Origin of the sequence: Streptomyces sp. OR43 (genome assembly GCF_008042275.1) — a bacterium.
GTDB lineage: Bacteria > Actinomycetota > Actinomycetes > Streptomycetales > Streptomycetaceae > Streptomyces.
The window spans coordinates 1133701-1152163 of sequence record NZ_RDBK01000043.1 but is presented as its reverse complement, the minus strand read 5'-3'; the positions used below and the strand labels follow the sequence as shown (position 1 = coordinate 1152163).

General features: G+C 72.0%; 16 protein-coding genes. 7 read left to right on the top strand and 9 right to left on the bottom strand.

Going from position 1 to position 18463, the window contains the following annotated elements; genetic code table 11:
- The first annotated feature begins 56 nt into the window (after positions 1–56).
- Complete coding sequence (locus tag EAO72_RS23560; RefSeq protein WP_148019262.1) at positions 57–1277, top strand: acyl-CoA dehydrogenase family protein; 1221 nt, start codon at positions 57–59, stop codon at positions 1275–1277.
- Positions 1277–1783: a nitroreductase family deazaflavin-dependent oxidoreductase gene (locus EAO72_RS23555; RefSeq protein ID WP_148019261.1), complete on the top strand. Its 507-nt coding sequence runs from the start codon at positions 1277–1279 to the stop codon at positions 1781–1783. Before EAO72_RS23560 ends, EAO72_RS23555 begins: the two co-directional genes overlap by 1 nt.
- 121 nt (positions 1784–1904) lie before the next feature.
- On the opposite strand, the gene EAO72_RS23550 is transcribed toward EAO72_RS23555, so the two are convergent.
- Entirely contained in the window at positions 1905–2552 is a 648-nt protein-coding gene (locus tag EAO72_RS23550; protein ID WP_148019260.1) for a TetR family transcriptional regulator, read from the bottom strand.
- Between the two features lie 326 nt (positions 2553–2878).
- On the opposite strand from EAO72_RS23550, the gene EAO72_RS23545 reads away from it, so the two are divergent.
- Entirely contained in the window at positions 2879–3679 is an 801-nt protein-coding gene (locus EAO72_RS23545) for a VOC family protein (RefSeq protein ID WP_148019259.1), read from the top strand.
- 179 nt (positions 3680–3858) lie between these two features.
- Positions 3859–6195 carry a serine/threonine-protein kinase gene (locus tag EAO72_RS23540; protein WP_148021990.1) on the top strand — a complete coding sequence of 779 codons (2337 nt, stop codon included), beginning with the start codon at positions 3859–3861 and terminating at the stop codon, positions 6193–6195.
- A 535-nt stretch (positions 6196–6730) separates the two neighbouring features.
- On the opposite strand, the gene EAO72_RS23535 is transcribed toward EAO72_RS23540, so the two are convergent.
- A complete protein-coding gene (locus EAO72_RS23535; RefSeq protein ID WP_261991611.1) occupies positions 6731–7459 on the bottom strand; it encodes a hypothetical protein in 729 nt (242 codons plus the stop codon).
- Between the two features lie 246 nt (positions 7460–7705).
- Here EAO72_RS23535 and EAO72_RS23530 point away from each other — a divergent pair, with 246 nt between their 5' ends.
- Positions 7706–8266 carry a hypothetical protein gene (locus EAO72_RS23530; protein ID WP_148019258.1) on the top strand — a complete coding sequence of 187 codons (561 nt, stop codon included), beginning with the start codon at positions 7706–7708 and terminating at the stop codon, positions 8264–8266.
- Between the two features lie 16 nt (positions 8267–8282).
- On the opposite strand, the gene EAO72_RS23525 is transcribed toward EAO72_RS23530, so the two are convergent.
- The 3 genes from EAO72_RS23525 to EAO72_RS23515 are packed head-to-tail and all read right to left on the bottom strand — an operon-like array spanning position 8283 to position 10674.
- Positions 8283–9062, bottom strand: a complete 780-nt coding sequence (locus EAO72_RS23525; protein ID WP_148019257.1) for an enoyl-CoA hydratase/isomerase family protein — start codon at positions 9060–9062, stop codon at positions 8283–8285.
- Between the two features lie 6 nt (positions 9063–9068).
- Positions 9069–9512: a Zn-ribbon domain-containing OB-fold protein gene (locus EAO72_RS23520; protein ID WP_148019256.1), complete on the bottom strand. Its 444-nt coding sequence runs from the start codon at positions 9510–9512 to the stop codon at positions 9069–9071.
- A gap of 13 nt (positions 9513–9525) precedes the next feature.
- A complete protein-coding gene (locus EAO72_RS23515) occupies positions 9526–10674 on the bottom strand; it encodes a lipid-transfer protein (protein ID WP_148019255.1) in 1149 nt (382 codons plus the stop codon).
- A 116-nt stretch (positions 10675–10790) separates the two neighbouring features.
- Here EAO72_RS23515 and EAO72_RS23510 point away from each other — a divergent pair, with 116 nt between their 5' ends.
- Positions 10791–12350 carry a FadD3 family acyl-CoA ligase gene (locus EAO72_RS23510; RefSeq protein WP_148019254.1) on the top strand — a complete coding sequence of 520 codons (1560 nt, stop codon included), beginning with the start codon at positions 10791–10793 and terminating at the stop codon, positions 12348–12350.
- Positions 12351–12355: 5 nt separating this feature from the next.
- On the opposite strand, the gene EAO72_RS23505 is transcribed toward EAO72_RS23510, so the two are convergent.
- From EAO72_RS23505 to EAO72_RS23495, 4 genes are all read right to left on the bottom strand, one after another.
- On the bottom strand, positions 12356–12760 hold the full coding sequence (locus EAO72_RS23505) for a PIN domain-containing protein (protein ID WP_148019253.1): 405 nt from the start codon (positions 12758–12760) through the stop codon (positions 12356–12358).
- 299 nt (positions 12761–13059) lie between these two features.
- The gene (locus EAO72_RS42140; protein WP_187285186.1) at positions 13060–13224 is read right to left on the bottom strand and encodes a hypothetical protein; all 165 of its coding nucleotides are present in this window, start codon (positions 13222–13224) and stop codon (positions 13060–13062) included.
- Between the two features lie 205 nt (positions 13225–13429).
- On the bottom strand, positions 13430–13648 hold the full coding sequence (locus tag EAO72_RS23500) for a hypothetical protein (protein ID WP_410090491.1): 219 nt from the start codon (positions 13646–13648) through the stop codon (positions 13430–13432).
- Positions 13649–13830: 182 nt separating this feature from the next.
- A complete protein-coding gene (locus EAO72_RS23495) occupies positions 13831–16797 on the bottom strand; it encodes an AfsR/SARP family transcriptional regulator (protein ID WP_148019252.1) in 2967 nt (988 codons plus the stop codon).
- Between the two features lie 262 nt (positions 16798–17059).
- On the opposite strand from EAO72_RS23495, the gene EAO72_RS23490 reads away from it, so the two are divergent.
- A complete protein-coding gene (locus EAO72_RS23490) occupies positions 17060–18292 on the top strand; it encodes an amidohydrolase family protein (protein ID WP_148019251.1) in 1233 nt (410 codons plus the stop codon).
- Positions 18293–18463: the final 171 nt, after the last annotated feature.

The window sequence follows — 18463 nt, the reverse complement described above, 5'->3', positions numbered from 1 at the left end:
GCATGACGGCCCGTCAGATCGGAGGCCGCCGGCCTCCGAGGAGAAGGAGCCCGCCGATGGATGCAGCCTTCACCGCGGAACAGGACGAGATCCGCCGCACCCTGCGCGACCTGCTCGCCGAACGCGACGCGGGGAGAGCCGCACCGACACCGGACGGGTACGACACCGCACTGTGGCACCGGCTCTCCCGGGAGCTCGGGCTGCCCGGACTCGCCCTCCCGAAGGAGTACGGGGGCGGGGGCCGCGGCCCGGCCGAGCTCGCCGTCGCCCTGGAGGAGACCGGCCGGGCCCTGCTGCCGTCCCCGCTGCTCGCCACCGCCGTACTCGCCGCCCCCCTGATCCTCGCCCTCGGCACCGACGAGCAGCGCACCGCCCTGCTGCCGTCCCTCGCGTCGGGCGATCTCACCGCGGCCCTGGCCGTCCCCGGCGGCTCGCTCTCCACCGCGCTCGGCCTCACCGGCGATCTCACCGGCGGCGCCTGGGCGGGCGGCGGACGGGCGGGCGGCGTGCAGGCCCGGCCGGCCGGCGGCGACGGCGGGTGGCGGCTGTACGGGGAGGCGGCCCAGGTGCTGGACGGGCACAGCGCCGGACTGCTCCTGGTCGCGGCGCACACGGGCGGCTTTCCGCGCAGCCGCACCCTGCTGTTCCTGGTCAGGACCGACGGGCCGCAGCCGCCCGCCGGTCTCGTCCGTACCCGGCAGACCTCGCTCGACGTCACCCGGCCGCTCGCCCGGATCGAACTGCGCGACACCGAGGCCGAACTCCTCGGCGCCGACGACGCCGTGGATGCGATCGCCGCGCTCACGGCCACCGGGCGCACGGCGGCCGTCGCACTCGCCGCCGAGGCGGCCGGGGCGGCGGCGAGCGCGCTGGAACGGACGGTCGACTACGTCGGGGAGCGGGAGAAGTCCGGCAGGGCGGTCGCTTCCTTCCAGGCCGTGAAGCTCCGCCTGGCGGACCTGTACGTCCGCGTGCGCTCGGCCCGCTCCGCCGCGTACTACGCGGCCTGGGACCCGGAATCCGGCGGTCTTGCGCTCGCCCAGGCGCTGGAAGCGCTGCGGATCACCACCGCGGAGGCCGTGCAGCTGCACGGCGGCATCGGCTTCACCTGGGAGGACGAGGCGCAGCTGTACTTCAACCGGGCCGCATCCGACGAGCTGCTCCTCGGCCCCGTGCACCGGCTCCGTGACCATGCGGCCGAGCGGGCCGGGATGTTCGGGCAGGAGCAGGCCGGCGGCCCGGCGGGGCGCGGGCCGGCCGGTCAGGTGGCGGTCTGATGCCGCCCGGGGTCCGGCTCGTCCAGAAGGTGTCCTCGACCCGCGTCTTCGCGCGGATCGCCCCGCACGTCGTGCCCGCCATGGACCGCACCGTGCACCGGCTCACCCGCGGCCGGGTGCTGCTCAGCGCGCAGATGCTGCCGGGGGTGGTGCTGACGGTGCCGGGGGCACGCAGCGGGCAGCTCAGGACGACCCCGCTGGCCTGCATGCCGCAGCCGGGTGACGGCGGTTCGGGCCACTGGATTCTGGTGGGCAGCAACTTCGGCCGTCCGGGTCATCCCGCCTGGACGGCGAACCTGCTGGCTCATCCGGAGGCGGCCGTCATCAACTGGAAGGGCCGCGACATTCCCGTACGGGCACGGTTGCTGGCCGGGGAGGAGCGGGCCGGGGTGTGGGAGGCGGCGCTGAGGTTCTGGCCGCCCTATGCCGCGTACCAGGCCCGGATCGACCGGGAGATCCGGCTGTTCCGGCTGGATGCGGTGGAGGGGCGTGACGGTCCGGTGTGATGTCCGGAGGGGTCCGGGAACGCCGACGGCGGACCACCTGCGTGGTCCGCCGTCGGTGAGACAGGACCTGGGGCGCCCGGGATCACCGCGCGTCACCCAGTACGGGGTTCCGGAGCGGGCGCTACTTCGTCGGCTTCTTGCCGGTGATGCCCAGATGCACCAACAGCGCGAGGTTCGGCTTGAGTTCGGCCTGCTTGACGCCCCAGGTGGTGAAGCCCTTCTGGTGCGAGGCGACGGCGGCCAGCATCGCGACCAGGGAGCCCGCCATCGCCGCGGCGCTGACGTCCTTGTCGACCTTGCCCTTGGCCTGGAGCTCCTTGACCGAGTCCGTAAGGGAGTTGGTGACGGAGTTCAGGATCTTCATGCGGATCTTGTAGAACCGCTTGTCGCCCTCGGCCGCGCCGAGATCGACCACGCGCAGAATGGCGTCGTTGCGCCGCCAGAAGTCGAGGAATCCCTCCACGAGTTCTTCGGCTGCCTGCCATCCGGATTTTCCGACCCAGGAGCGTCCGGCGACCAGTTCGGTCAGTCCGGCACCTTCCTTGGCCATCTCTTCGGCGATTTCGAGGACGGCGCCCTCGACGTCGGGGAAGTACTGGTAGAAGGTTGCGGGTGAAGTCCCCGCCTTCCGGGCGACGTCGATGACTTTGACGTCCCGGTACGGCGAGGAGCTGAGCATCTCGCTGAGGCAGTCGAGCAGCTTCTGCCGCGTCGCCTGTCCTCGCCGACCGGCCACGCGGCCGTCGACGGTGCGTACTTGTCCTGTCATGCCGTCAGCTTACCGACGGGTGATCGGAGCGCGATTCGGCCGACTGCAAATGGGGAGTGCGGCAGGCGCGGTGGGGGGAGTGGGTGGATTTCGGAGGGTGTGCCCCAGGGGCGGCCCGCCCGTTCCCCACAGCCTGATTAGTGTTATCAACAGCCTGTGGACAACTTCGGTGGATAACTTTCCGTGACGGGGGCGCGCGTGACGTGCGTATCGAAAATATGTTCGTATCGGAGGGGCTGAAGCGCGGGCGGGCCGGTGCGCGGCTACGTTGGGTGTGACGAGCGTCACCACGGATGAGTGTCGTCGCGACGGAAGGATCCGGGCCCATGGCCGCATTCGCGCAGTCCGCCCCGTGCTGGGTGGATGTGCAGCTCCCCGACCTCGAAGCGGGCAAGCGCTTCTACGGTGAGCTCTTCGGCTGGACCTTCCGGGCGGGCGACGGCCCGTACGCCGACGCCCTCAGCGGCGGCGCTCTCGTGGCCGCCCTCGCCGCCAAACAGGACGGCCGGATGCCGACGGCCTGGGGCGTCTACTTCGCCACCGACGACATCACCGCCTCCGTCGCCCGGATCCGCGAGAACGGCGGCCAGGTGATCACGGACCCGGTGCGGGCCGGCCGGTCCGGGGTCCTCGCCCAGGCCGCCGACCCCGGCGGTGCGGTGTTCGGCCTCTGGCAGGCGGGTGAGCGCAAGGGCTTCCAGAAGCAGAACGAGCCCGGCTCCTTCTGCTGGACCGAGGTCTACACCCGGCAGAAGGAGAGGGTCGACGCCTTCTACGAGGAGGTCTTCGGCTTCCGGTCGGCGGAGCTCGACGACTCCGGCACCGGCGACCCGGGCACCGCCGAATCGGGCGTCGACTTCCGCATGTGGTCCCCGGCCGGCACCGAACCCGGCCCCGACACGGCGGTCGGCGGGCGCAGCGTCATCACGGACGCGTTCCCCGCCGTGCTGCCCAGCTACTTCCTCACGTACTTCGCTGTGGCGGACTGCGACGCGTCGGCCGAGGCCGTGGGGCGGCTCGGCGGCCGGGTCACCGAGCCGCCCTTCGACATCCCGTACGGGCGGATGGCGGTGCTCCAGGACGACCAGGGCGCCGTGTTCGCCGTACTTCAGCCGCCCGTGTCCTGATACGGCATGGAGTGAGGCGGGACACCCGTATCCGCCCCCGGGTTCGCAACCGGCGCCCCGGCCAGGAAGAATCGGGGTGCGCACCGCCGGGTGGTGCCCACTGATGAGACGCTGCACACGGCGGGTTTTTCGCGGACCTCTCCTCACGGAGGTCCGTACGGGGAGGTGGCAGGCAAGTGGTGGAGCAGCTGACGCAGCACGACCCGAGGCGGATCGGCCCGTTCGAGGTGCTGGGACGGCTCGGGGCCGGCGGCATGGGGCTGGTCTATCTCGCCCGCTCGGCGTCCGGCCGGCGGGTGGCGATCAAGACGGTCCGTACGGAACTGGCCGAGGACCAGCTGTTCCGGGTCCGCTTCACGCGCGAGGTGGAGGCCGCCCGCGCCGTCAGCGGTTTCTACACGGCCGCCGTGGTCGACGCGGACCCGCGCGCCGCGGTGCCCTGGCTCGCCACCGCCTATGTGCCCGCGCCCTCGCTCGAAGAGATAGTGAATGAGTGCGGCCCCATGCCGACGCAGGCCGTGCGCTGGCTGGCGGCGGGCATCGCGGAGGCCCTGCAGTCCATCCACGGGGCGAAGCTCGTCCACCGCGACATGAAGCCGTCCAACGTGCTCGTCGTCGAGGACGGGCCGCGGGTGATCGACTTCGGGATCGCGTCCGGTGTCTCCAACACCCGGCTCACCATGACGAACGTGGCCGTGGGCACGCCGGCGTACATGTCGCCCGAGCAGGCGCGGGACTCGCGCAGCGTGACGGGCGCGAGCGACATCTTCTCGCTCGGCTCGACCCTCGTCTTCGCCGCGACCGGCCATGCCCCGTTCCACGGCGCCAACCCGGTCGAGACGGTCTTCATGCTGCTGCGCGAGGGCCCGGACGTGACCGGTCTGCCCGATGATCTGCGGTCGCTGATCGAGTCGTGCATGCAGATGGACGCCTCGATGCGGCCCACCCCCGCCGAACTGCAGGCCCAGCTCTCCCCGCACCTCTTCGCCTCCGGCAGCGACGACAGCGGCACGGCGTCGGCCTGGCTGCCGGCGTCCGCGACCGCCATGATCGAACAGCGCCGCGGCGGCGGACGCGCGATCGCCGCCGCGCCGCCGGTTTCGGTTCCGCCCGCTCCCGTGCCGCCGGCCCCCGTGGCGCCGCCGCCGCAGCAGCCGGCCCACGTGTCCGACGGGGGTCCGGTGCGGCTGTCCGGCGTCCATGTGCCGATCGGTCCGGGCCCGCTCGCCCAGGACGTACGTGGCTCGGCGGCCTCTGCCGAGGCCGGTCCGGCGACCGGCTGGGTACGCCCGCCCGCCGGGGTGAACGGGGCGGTCACCGCTCCGACCGCCCCCGTACCCGCTCCCGCGCAGGCGCCCGACAGCGCGCCCGCGGCCCCGGGGCGCTGGCGGCCCTGGCGGTTCCGGATGTCGAACGACGTGTGGGGGACGCCGGTCGTCGTCGGCGACCTGCTGTACGTCACCTCCTTCGAGGTGCACGCGCTGGACACCGGCAACGGGCGGCGCCAGTTCAAGACCCGTGACGTGGCCTGGGCGATGGCCGTGGACGGCGGCAGCATCCTCGCCTCCGACGGCCCGTCCCTCTACGCGCTCGACGCGACGACCGGCACCGAGCGGTGGCGGCTCCAGTCCGACGCGTGGGTGTACTCCCTGAAGGCCGAACGCGGCACGGTCGTCACCGGTACGCGGGGCGGCGGCGTCCAGGCGTGGGAGGCGTCCACGGGCGAGCGGCTCTGGGAGATCCACGGCGCGCAGACGGACTTCGAGACGGCGGAGGCCGGACCGGCGCTGCACGACGGCACGGTCTACCTCTGGCAGGACGCCCGGCTGCGGGCCGTCGACGCCCGCACCGGGACCGAGCGCTGGTCCTACCCGGTCGGCGACGCGGCCTCCTGCGGCGGAGTGCCGGTCCGGGTGACCCCGGCGGCCGACGGCTATGTGTACGTCTCGGCGGGGACCCGGGTCCTCGCCGTGGACATCGCCTCCGGCCATGTGCGCTGGCACTTCGAGTCACCGGCCGTCTTCCTCTCCCCGCCCGCCTTCGCCCCCGGCCCGGCCGTCACCGGCGGCGGGGTGTACCTCGCGGACTACCTGGGCACGGTGTACGCCCTGGACGCCTCGACGGGCAAGGACCGCTGGCGCATCGCCACGGAGTCCCGCCAGTCCATCGAGCCGGTGCTGGTGGTGGCGGGCAACGTGCACGTCGGCAGTGGCAGCGCGCTGTACACGCTGGACGCGGTCACGGGCACCCCGAAGTGGCGGTTCGCCGCGGGCGGCGAGGTGGTGGGCGCACCGGTCGTCGCCGACGGCCGCGTCCACTTCGGCTCGGCGGACCACGTGCTCTACACCCTGGACGCGGCGGGCGGCCAGCTCCGCTGGAAGCTGGCCACGGGCGGCGAGATCACGGGTTCGCCGGTGGCGCAGGGCGGGGTGGTCTATGCGTGCAGCAAGGACCGCTGCGTGTACGCGCTGGACGCGCAGAAGGGCACGGGCACGGGCAACAGGGCCCGCACGTAGGCCTGGGCGGCCCGAGCCTGGCCGCCCACCCCAGCCGGTCCGCCGTGCGGGGACGCGCGCCCACCCCAGCCGGTCCGGCGTTTGAGGACGCGCGCCCGCCCATCCCCGCCGGTCCGGCGTTCGGGGACGCGCCGCTCACCCCAGCCGGTCCGCCGTGCGGGGACGCGCGCCCGCCCATCCCAGCCGGTCCGCCGTGCGGGGACGCGCCGCTCACCCCAGCCGGTCCGGCGTTTGGGACGCGCGCCCGCCCACCCCAGCCGGTCCGGCGTTTGGGGACGCGTGCGCCCACCCCAGCCCGTCCGGCGATTGAGGACGGAACCGGGGATGTGGCGGGCGTTGCACAAAGGTCCGGGGGCGCCCGGTGGCCGCTTCGTCCTCAATCGCCGGACGGGCTCAAGGGGTGGCGCTTCGTCCTCAATCGCCGGACGGGCTCAAGGGGTGGCGCTTCGTCCTCAATCGCCGGACGGGCTTGGTCGGGGCCCGGTCGCGCCAGGAGGGGCACCCCCGTGAGAGCGCAGCCGGGACCCGGCCGGGGTCAACGGGGCGGCCGGCCCGACTCGTCCGGCCGGTCCTGGACCGGGTACGTCGCGGTCGGCTCCGTGTCGGGGTCACGCGGGGCCCCGGACGGCGAACCCGACGGCGGCCCGGACGGCGGCCCCGGCGGCGGCCCGCTCCGCGGCCCCGGCCCCGGCCCCGGACCCACGTAAGGGTCCACCTCCGGCTCCGGCCACGGACTCGTCTGCACCGACGGCCCCGGCTCCCGCGTAGGCGGCCACGTGTCCGGGTCCGCCGACCCCGGCGCCGCGTACGGCCGCTCGCGGCGATCCGGCCGCTCGGCAGAGCGGCGCCCCCGCCCCCGTCCGGACATCAGCGCCGCCCCCAGCAGAAGCAGCACACCGCCGCCGGCCGCGCCCGCCACACCCGGTTGCAGTCCCGAACCGTCGCCCGCGACCGTCAGGCTGCCCGTCGCCTGCCCCTGACGCACCATCCACAGCACCGTGAACCCGAGCACCAGCACACCCGCGAGCGCGACCAGCGGCCGGAACCGGAGCACCACGCCCACGACCGCCAGGACCGCGGCGAAGAGGAAGGGCAGCAGGATCGAGCCCATCACGCCCGGGTGGGCCGAGGTGACGCCGGTGAACAGGTCGTCGACCCCGTAGTACCGCCCGAGGCGGCCGTCGTACCAGTCACGGAAGGGGCTCAGCACGGCGGCCGCCGCTCCTAGGAGAGCGACGATCGAGCCGAGGACGTTACGGATCATGTCCGGTACCTCCCGCGGGCGGGAGGCGCGCGCCGGCCGGCGACGCCGATCCTCACCGCTCTCGACTCGACGCTACGCCGGAGGCATGACCCACGCCACCAGACAGACGATGACGAGACCGTGACAGGGCCATGACCGGACTGCCGGTCGGGGCCCTCCATGCTGTGCGCTACGGTGTCGCGCGGCCGTCCGGCAACGGAGCCGGCACGCAGCACAGACGAAGGACAACACAAGGGGGACGTACCGATGGTGCGGCAACACGTGAAGCTCACCGTGGTCCTGGTCGCGGTGGTGCTCGCGCTCACCGGCTTCTCCACCTCCAGCAGCGGAGGCAAGGGCGGCAGCAAGAGCAGGAGCGGGAAGAGCAAGTCGAGCAGCAGCAGCGGCGGCGGCGGGTGCTCCAGCTCCAAGAAGAGCAACGGCACGTACCACGACACCGACTCCGACTCGGACTACGACGACGACTACAGCTCGTCGAGCGGCTCCTCGGGTTCCACGAGCGTGACCCCCACCGCCACGGCCACGGACGCCCCGCAGGCGTACGTCTTCCGCTGTGCGGCCCCCCGCAAGGGCAAGCGCAAGGCCGTCACCACCTCCACCGTGCGGCTCACCGCGAACGCGGCCGGCAGCCACTCGTACGAGGTCGACGTGACCTTCCTCGACGCGGTGGGGAACACCGTGGACACCGGTGAGGCCACCGTGTCCGCGGACGGCGGCGACACGAAGACGGTCTCCGTCCGCATGAGCAGCCCGAGCAAGGTCTCCCGCGTGAAGAAGTGCGCGGTCACCGCCGAACTCACCTACTGACGACCGGCCTCCGCCCTCACCGCAGCCGGAACGTATCGCCACCCCCGCCCCGTCCTCTGAACAGCTCCTCCTGCCCCTCCGGCGCCAGGTTCCCGAGCGCGATCAGGTGCGGGGCGTGGGCGAAGGCCTGGGCCCGGGCCGCCTCCTTCGCGGACCAGAGCGCGCGTACCGTCCCCTGCACCCCGGCCGACGGGTACGAGGCGATGACGGCCGCCGCCCGCAGCGCCGCCGCCACCGCGCCACCGGGCGGGGTCACCTCGCTGACCAGCCCGGTCTCGTACGCACGCCGGGCCGTGACCCGTTCCGCCGTCCCCATCAGGGACATCCGGGCCACCTCGCCGAACGGCATCCGCTGCGCCATGGCGATGGCCTCGTACGCGCTGACCATGCCGTACGTGGTGTGCGGGTCGAAGAACGTGGCCTCCTCGGACGCGATGACGAACTCCGCCTCGCCCAGCAGGTAGAAGGCCCCGCCGCAGGCCATTCCCTCCACGGCCGCGATCACCGGCTTCCACAGGTCGTTGGCCTTCGGCCCGATCGTGAGCAGCGGATCGTCGATCGTGTACGGGGACGAGGGCTGCGGGACGTCCACACCCCGGTCGATCCCGGTGCAGAACGCCCGTCCTCCCGCCCCCGTGACCACGACGGCCCGCACCTCGTCGTCGAACCGGAACGCCCGCCAGGCAGCGGTGAGTTCGGCGGCCGTGGCCAGATCGATCGCGTTGAGCCTGCCCGGCCGGTCCAGGGTCAGCAGCGCGACCCCGGTCTCCTGGTCCGTCTCCGTGCGCAGCGCCATCTCAGGTCACCGCTCCAGCGTCCAGCGGACCAGCGGCGGCGCGTCGGGGGAGACGGGGCAGAAGACCGCCTTCACCGCCGCCCCGATCCGCAGCCGCGCCGGATCGACGGAGTTCAGCGGTGCGTCCGGCCCCGTGACCACATTCCCGACGAGCCGGATCTCCGGGGCGTCGGCCAGCTCGACGATCACGGCGTTGTACGGCGCCTGGGCGGCGTACGCGGGCAGCAGCGGCGGATGCGGCAGGACGTACGACCAGATGCGGCCGCGTCCGCTCATCACCCGCCACTCGCTGTCGAAGGACTGGCAGTGCGGGCAGCACGGCCGGGGCGGGAAGCGGAGCCGTCCGCAGTCCGGGGCGGCGCACGCCTGGACGCGCAGTTCGCCGCGGGCCGCGTACTCCCAGAAGGGAGCGCCGTCCTCGTCGACGACGGGCAGCAGCAGTCCATCCATTGCGGTCAGCTCCTCAATTCCTCAGCAGTACGGCGGACGTGGGGACACCCTCCCCGGCAGTGACCAGGCAGGTCGAGGCGTCCGGGACCTGGGCGGTGGAGATGCCGCGCAACTGCTTCACGCCCTCGTTGATGAGGTTGAAGCCGTGCACATAGCCCTCGCTGAGCCCTCCGCCGCCCGTGTTGATCGGCAGCCGCCCGCCGCTCTCCAGCGCCCCGCCCTCGGTGAACGCGGCGCCCTCGCCGCGCCCGCAGAACCCGTACCCCTCCAGCGAGAGCGGGATGAGCGGCGTGAACGCGTCGTAGATCTGCGCCACATCGACATCGCCCGGCCCGAAGTCGGCCTGCTTCCAGAGCTGTCGGGCCGCCGTCCAGGCGGGCCCGGTGAGCGGGTCGTCGTTCCAGTAGTTGACCATCCCGTGGTGCTGGGCGGGCAGCCCCTGGGCGACGGAGTGGAGGTAGACGGGCTTCTGCCGGCAGTCGCGGGCGCGTTCGGCGGAGACGATGACGCAGGCCAGGGCGCCGTCCGTCTCCAGGCAGTTGTCGAAGAGGCAGAGCGGTTCGCTGATCCAGCGCGAGGTCATGTACATCTCGCGGGTCAGCGGCCGTTCGTACATCACCGCGTCCGGGTTCTGGTTGGCCCGGTTGCGGCAGGCGAGCGCGACGTTGAAGAGGTGGTCGCGGGTCGCCCCGTACTCGTGCATGTACCGCCGGGCCAGCATCCCGATCTCGTCGGCGGGCCGCAGCAGTCCGTAGGGCCGGGTCCACTGGGCGGGGGTGGGCAGCTGCACGGCGGTGTTCTTCCAGGGCCGGGGCCCCGACCCGCGCTTGCGTGACCGCCAGGCGACGCCGACGCTCGCCTGCCCGGTGGCGACGCCGGCCGCCAGATGCGCGAGCGTCGCGCAGGAGCCGCCGCCCCCGTACCCCACCTTGCTGAAGAAGGTGACGTCACCGGCCCCGATCGCCTTGGCGACCTCGACCTCGTCGGTCTCCTCCATCGTGTACGAGGCGAACGCGTCCACCTCCGACGCGGCGATGCCCGCGTCGTCCAGCGCCGCGACGATCGCCCGGCACGCCAGGGTCTTCTCTGACTCGGGCAGGTGTTTCGCGAACTCCGTCTGCCCGATACCGGCTATCGCTGCCTTGTCCTTGAGCGTCGCCACCCGCCACCTCCGAGGCCGTCATGACTGCTGACAGCGGAGGAGGCTACAGCTAATCTGACGGATAGTCAGCTACGGGGCGGCTACGGCGTTCCGGTTCGACGACGGGAGGGCACGAGATGCGCGGCGACGAGGAATGGTCCACCGTCCCGAACCTGGTACGGGAGGCGGCGAGGCGCTACGGCGACCGGGAGGCGGTCGTCGAGGGCCGCACCCGGATCACGTACACGGAACTCGGCGACCGCGTGGAGCGGGCCGCCGCCGCGTGCATGGCCTCCGGCGTGGAGCCGGGCGACCGGGTCGCGGTCTGGGCGCCGAACACGCTGGACTGGATCGTCTCCGCGCTCGGCGCGGTGACCGCAGGCGCGGTCCTGGTCCCGCTGAACACCCGCTTCAAGGGCACGGAGGCGGCGTACGTCCTGGAGCGGAGCCGCGCGAAGCTGCTCTTCGTCACGGGCACCTTCCTCGGTACGTCGTACGTGGCATCCCTGCGCCGCTCCGAGACCGAACTCCCGCACCTGGAGCGGGTGGTGGTGCTGGCCGACACTGCCCCCGAGGCTGACGACTACCTGACCTGGAAGGACTTCCTGGCGTCGGGGGAGCGGATATCCGCCGAGCAGGTACGTGCACGGGCCGACACGATCCCGGCCTCCGCGCCCTCCGACATCATCTACACCTCGGGCACGACGGGCCGCCCCAAGGGCGCGGTCATCAGTCACGCCCAGACCCTGCGCTGCTACGCGATCTGGAGCGAGCTGGCGGGGCTGCGCGAGGGCGACCGCTATCTGATCGTGAACCCGTTCTTCCACACCTTCGGCTACAAGGCGGGCATCATCGCCTGCCTGATGCGGGGCGCGACGATGATCCCGCAGCCGGTCTTCAACGTGGACACGGTCCTCGCCAACATCGCCGCCGAACGCATCTCGGTCCTGCCCGGCCCGCCCACGCTCCACCAGTCCCTGCTGGACCACCCGGCCCGTTCCTCGCACGACCTCTCGGCCCTGCGCCTGGTGGTGACGGGAGCGGCCGTGGTCCCTCTCCAGCTGGTCGAACGGCTCCGCACGGAGCTGCACATCGACACGGTCCTGACCGCCTACGGTCTCTCCGAGGCGAGCGGCATCGTCACGATGTGCCGCCGCGGCGACCCGGCGGAGGTCATAGCCTCGACCTCGGGCCGGGCGATCCCCGGCACGGAACTCCGCGTCCTGGCCGCCCCCGGCACCCCCGGCGAGATCCTGGTCCGCGGCTTCCACGTGATGAGCGGCTACTTCGAGGACCCGGAGACCACGGCCGCCACGATCACCTCGGACGGCTGGCTGCACACGGGCGACGTCGGCATCCTGGACGAGGCCGGCAACCTGCGCATCACGGACCGGATCAAGGACATGTTCATCGTCGGCGGCTTCAACGCCTACCCCGCGGAGATCGAACAGCTCCTGGGCCTCCACCCGGACGTCGCCGATGTCGCGGTGATCGGCGTCCCCGACCCGCGCCTGGGAGAGGTCGGCAAGGCGTACGCGGTGCGCCGGCCGGGCGCGACGGTGACGGCGGACGACCTGATCGCGTGGTCGCGGCGGGAGATGGCGAACTACAAGGTGCCGAGGGCGGTGGAGTTCGTCAGCGAGCTCCCGCGCAATGCGAGCGGCAAGGTGGTGAAGGGGGAGCTGCGGGGGCGCTGACGCGCTCAGCCCGCCCCGGGGCAGGCGACGGGCAGGCCCAGTTCCCGTGCGGACTCGACCAGCGGTTTGTCGTACACGACGAACGAGATGAGCGCCTTGCCGAGCCCCTGTGCGGCGGCCAGGTGCAGGGCGTCCAGGGAGTGGAGCCGGTTGCCGGGCGACAGCTGTCCCGCGCGGTCGAAGAGGAGCGACGGCATTCGGACGAGCGCGCTCTCGTCGAGCCATGCCTCGGCTTCGGCGGCGACATCGGGCCCGGCGTCGGCGGCGTGCAGTGCGCGCCGGATCTCGGGCTCGGCGCGGCACGGGCAGGCGGCCTGATGTCCGACCTCGCGTACGTCCTGGACGCCGAAGGCCTCGCCCGGGCCGCACTCGGAGACCCGGGTATGAAGGCCCTCCTGAAGGACGCCCACCGTTCGGGCATTCGCGTGGTGACGAGCGCGATGCCCCTGGTCGAGGCTTACCGCAGCAAGATCAGCCAGCCCTTCTGGGACTAAGCCATCTCGGGCGTCGCGGTCGAGCCCGTCAGCCGGAGCGTCGCCGAGGAGGCGACTCGCCTGCTCAGGTCCACCGGACTGCACGGCGACCCGTACGCCTTCGCTGCGGTTCTCGCGGTGATCGCGGGGCGGCAGCGGGGGCGGGCTTTGTAGGGGGTACGCCGGAGGGGCCCGAGCCGGGTGGCTCGGGCCCCACTGGTCGCACGCTCTCTGGCTCAGCCGGCGTGGTTCTCCTGCGGGGTCACCACGCCGGCGTGGTTCTCGTGCGTGCTGACGGGGGTGTCGCCTGCGTGGTTCTCTGCCAGGGCCGGCGAGGCGCCGCCGATGCCGAGGGCCACGGCGAACGCGGCGGCGACGAGCGTCTTCTTCGTACGGGTCATTCCAACTCCTGTGATGGGATCGAGCTTCCGGACGTGAAGTGACGCTAATGACAGGGGGGGGCGAAGGCGGTACCCCTCTGGCGGGAAGCAGCCGAACGTTGACGCGATCGCGTTGACCGGTCCCGTACGTGGACATGCAGCGGCCGCGACGGCTCCCCCTCCGCGCCGCCGCGGCCGCTCCCCCGTACCCCGTCGAATTGCAGCTCTAGTTGGCCGGCTCGCTCGTGGCGTGGGTGTCCAGCGGCTTTATGCCGCCGCCGGTGGCGTGGGTGTCAAGGGTCTTGATGTCGCCGCCCGTCGCGTGTGTGTCCTGGGTCGTCGCCGTGCCAGTTTCCTCGCCGGTCGCGTGGGTGTCCTGCGGCTTGACGATCGGGTCGGTCTTCTTCAGTTCGCCCATGATGGTCATCTCCGTTGTAGCTGGCATGTTGCGTAAGGAGGGCCCGTCCGGCTGTTCCCCCGTGGACTGCCGGGCGGGCCCTGTCAGGGCCGTTCACCTTAGTGGTTCGGCCGCTCGTCGCCCCGTCTGCCCCCCGACGCGACGGATCGACATGCATGAGCTTGCCGCCCGGCGATAAACGAACGATGAACGCCCGAGCCGACCGGTCCTTACGCCTGGTCGGTGGGTACACGCATCAGGAGGGTGCGGATTTCGGCCGCCTCGTCGGAGTCGAGAGCATCGTAGATCGAAAGGGCCTCGCGCCAGCAGGCTGCGGCTCGTCCGGACTGGCCGATTCGGGTGAGAGCATGACCGAGGACGGTGAGTACATTCCCGCGGCGCCACTCGCCGCCAATACCGCGCAGGACGGTCAGTGCCGTCTCGGCCTTGGAGGCCGCCTGGGCCGGGTTGTCTCCGGCCAGGTCCGTCTCTGCGAGACGGAACATGGTCATGCCTTCCCAGAGCCGTTGACGGCTGTCGCGGAAGACGTCCAAGGCTTCCAGGAAGCTACTGGTCGCCTCGGTGAGCTCGCCGCTTCGGGTCAACGCGATCCCAAGTGCGTACCGGGCGTTCGCACCCCGAAGGGAATGACCCATGCTGTCGTAGATGTCGATCCCCTTCCGGGCCAGTGCGACAGCACTTGTTGTCCGACCCATGGCCAGGTGGACCCGGGACAGATTGCACAGGGAGGAAGCCTCACCGGGGAGGTTCTCGCCCGCACGGAAGTCCTCGATCGCCTGGGTCAGGTACTTCTCTCCATCCTCGTGGCGACTCTGATAAATGGCGATGACCCCGCGGTGATTGAACGCCCAGCAGTCAGGAAGTGGATCACACGTGAGGCGCGACAACTCCAGGACTTGTACGGCTTCTTGATCGGCCAGTGTGAATCGGCCCGCGACCAGATGAGCATTGCTCAATGTGACCAAAGCCCGCCGCTCGGCCCGGCGGTCGTCGCCTGCACGCGCGGCGGACAACATGAATGAGGCGGCTGCCTCGTACTGCTTCGAGTTGGCACCGGACTCGGCGAGATCCAGTGCGGCCCAAAGAAGGTCAATAGCGCGGCGGAGCGTCCCAGGGCCGGAGGACTGGCATACACACGCCAGCAATGTGCTGGCCTCTGCATAGAGCCAGTCCTGGGCGTCATGCCGATTGCCGAACGACAATCCCGCATGCTGCGTGCGCTCCAGGTGATCCACCAACCGATCCCCCGGCCGCTCCAGCGCATACACCCCCGCAGCCGTCGCCAGATAGAAGTCCAGCAGCCGCGACAACGCCGACTCCCGCTCCTCCGGTACCTCCTCGTCCCGCTCCGCGCACGCACGCGCGTAGAGGCGCACCAGGTCGTGGTAGCGGTAGCGGCCCGGCGCGGCCGACTCCACGAGGCTCGTGTCGACCAGGGCCTCCAGGAGGTCCTCCGCCGCGTGGATCTCCAGGTTCAGCAGGGCCGCCGCGGCGGCCAGGGAGATGTCCGGGCCGTCCGCGAGGCCCAGGAGGCGGAAGGCGCGGGCCTGGGCGGGTTCCAGCTGGCCGTAGCCGAGTTCGAAGGTGGCCTTCACCGCGAGGTCGCCCGCCTGGAGCTCGTCCAGCCGGCGGCGTTCGTCCGCGAGCTTCCCGGCCAGGACGGAGACCGTCCAGGTGCGGCGGGCCGCCAGGCGGGAGGCCGCGATGCGGATGGCGAGGGGGAGGAAGCCGCAGGCGGCCACCACGTCCAGGGCCGCCTCGCGTTCGGAGTTGATGCGCTCCTCGCCCACGATCCGGGTGAAGAGCTGGAGCGCCTCCTCGGGCGACATCACGTCGAGGTCGACGAGGTGCGCGCCCGCCAGGTCGACCATCCGGACCCGGCTGGTGACCAGTGCCGCGCAGCCCGCCGTGCCGGGGAGCAGGGGGCGGATCTGGGCCGCGTCGTGGGCGTTGTCCAGGAGGACGAGGATGCGGCGGCCGTCCAGCGTGGAGCGGTAGAGCGCGGCGCGTTCGTCCAGGGAGTCGGGGATCGCGGAGTCCGCCGTGCCCAGGGCGCGCAGGAACGCGCCGAGCACCGTCTCCGGCTCGGCCGCGCGGGCGCCAGCGCCCTGGAGGTCGACGTAGAGCTGGCCGTCCGGGAAGTGCCGGCGGGCCTGGTGGGCGACGTGCACGGCGAGGGTCGTCTTGCCGACGCCGCCGATGCCGGCGAGGGCGGAGACGGCCATGACGGAGCCCTCCGCGGTGGCCAGGCGGTCGCCCAGTTCACGGACGAAGGACGTACGGCCGGTGAAGTCCGGGACCGTGGCGGGCAACTGCGCCGGGCGGACCGGTGCCGAGGCCGGTACGGGTTCGTCGGCCGGGCGGGCCAGGTCCTCGTCCGCCTGGAGGATGCGCTGCTGGAGCGTGGCGAGTTCGGGGCGCGGGTCGACGCCCAGTTCCTCGGCGAGCAGCCGCCGGGTGTCGGCGTAGACGGCGAGCGCCTCCGCCTGGCGGCCGCTGCGGTACAGGGCCACCATCAGGAGTTCCCGCAGCCGTTCGCGCAGCGGGTGCGCGGCGGTGAGCGCGGTCAGTTCGGAGACCGCCTCCGCGTGGCAGCCGACCTCCAGGTCCAGATCGAGGCGGGTCTCGGTGAGCTGGAGCCGCCACTCCTCCAGCCGGGAGCGCTGGTACTCCGCGTACGGGCCGGGCACGGAGGCCAGGGCCTCGCCGTCCCAGAGGCCGAGCGCCTCGTTCAGCAGGGTCCGGGCGCGGCAGCGGTCGCCCGACGCCCGGGCCTTCTCCGCTTCGGCCGCCCGGTCCTGGGCCACGGTCAGGTCGAGCGCCTCGGGCCCGATCCGCATCGCGTACCCGCCGGAATCGCTCGCCAGGGTCAGCGGCCCCAGGGTCTTGCGGAGGCGCGAGGCGTAGGTGCGTACCGCGGCCAGGGCCTGCGAGGGCGGGTCCTCGCCCCAGATGGCGTCGATGAGTTCGGCGGCCGTCGCGGTGCGGCCGCCCCGGAGCAGCAGGGCCGTCAGCAGGGCGCGCTGCTGGGGTGAGCCGGAGGGCAGCGTCTCCTCGCCCCGCCGGGCCCTCACCGGGCCGAGCAGCGAAAAGTGCAGCTCGGCCTCCTCCACCGTCGCCCGTTCCGGGGCACGTTGCTCCGGAACACGTGCCCGTGGCCCGTCGTCACGGCCCATTGCTGTCTCCTTGTCCTGCTCTGTGCGCTGCCCGGCACCTGGCATATATCCGGATTCACCTGGACCATCCGGATTGCTCCATACCGTTGGTATCGCCGTCAACAGTCTGCCTTGCGAACGGGGCGCGCGTCAGCAGTGGGTGACTCTCTGCACAAGCCCTCGACAACGATTGTGGAACGGGGCCCCGTTCCGGGGCCCGTCCGGAGTTCCGGGCGCTCCGTAGTAGCTGACGGTTCGTCAGATCGGCGCTACCTTGGTACGCATGGAGACCTTCCCGAAGATCATCTCGGTGGACGACCACACGGTGGAGCCCGCTCATGTCTGGCGGGACCGGCTCCCGTCCAAGTACGCGGACTCAGGGCCGCGCATCGTCCGGGCGCCGCTCAAGGAAATGACCTTCATGGGCGGCAAGTTCGCGCCCGTGATGGGTGAGAAGGGGGACGACGGGCCGATCGGCGACTGGTGGGTCTACGAGGACCTGCACCGCCCGCTCACCCGGCTCGACACGGCCGTCGGCTACGACCGGGACGAGATCAAGCTCGAAGTCATCACGTACGAGCAGATGCGCCCGGGTTCGTTCTCGGTGCCCGAGCGGCTCGCCGACATGGACGTCAACCACGTCCAGTCCGCCCTCTGCTTCCCGACCTTCCCCCGCTTCTGCGGCCAGACCTTCACCGAGGCGAGGGACCGCGAACTGGGGCTGCTCGGGGTGCGCGCGTACAACGACTGGATGGTCGAGGAGTGGTGCGGGCCGGACGCGCACGGCCGGCTCATCCCGCTCACCCTGGTCCCGCTCTGGGACGCCCGACTGGCCGCCGACGAGGTCCGGCGCAACGCCGCGCGCGGGGTGCGGGCCGTGGCGTTCTCCGAGATACCGCCGCATCTCGGGCTGCCGTCCATCCACGCGGACGACTGGGACCCGTTCCTGCGGGCCTGCGACGAGACGGGGACGGTGATCGCCATGCACATCGGCTCGTCCTCGAAGATGCCCTCGACCTCGGCCGACGCCCCGCCGGCCGTCGGCTCCACCATCACCTTCGCCAACTGCTGCTTTTCGATGGTCGACTGGCTGATGAGCGGCAAGTTCGAACGCTTCCCGAACCTGCGGATCATGTACGCGGAGGGACAGATCGGCTGGATTCCATACATCCTGGAACGCGCCGACGTTGTCTGGGAGGAGAACCGCGCCTGGGGCGGTGTGGCCGACAAGGTCCACCGCCCGCCGTCGGAGCTGTTCGCCGAGCACGTCTACGGCTGCTTCTTCGACGACGCGTTCGGGCTGAAGAACCTGGACTCGATCGGGGTGGGCAACGTCCTGTACGAGACGGACTACCCGCACTCCGACTCGACCTGGCCCAAGTCCCGCGAGGTCGGCGAGGCGCAGATGGGGCACCTGGACGCCGACGTCGTGGACCGCATCGTGCGCCGCAACGCGATCGACCTGCTCGGGCTGACCGACGACGGGCTGTGGGCGGGGCCCGGCACCGTGGCGTGAACGGGCCGCTGGGTGACACCGGGGTCACGGTGGTCGAGCTGCCGCCGTTCGAGGCGGCGACGATCGTCCACCGGGGCTCGATGGACGGGATCCTGCCGACGGCGCAGGCCCTGGCCCGGGGGATCGAGGCGAGCGGCTACCACTCGACGGGGTACGCGCGGGAGATCAGCC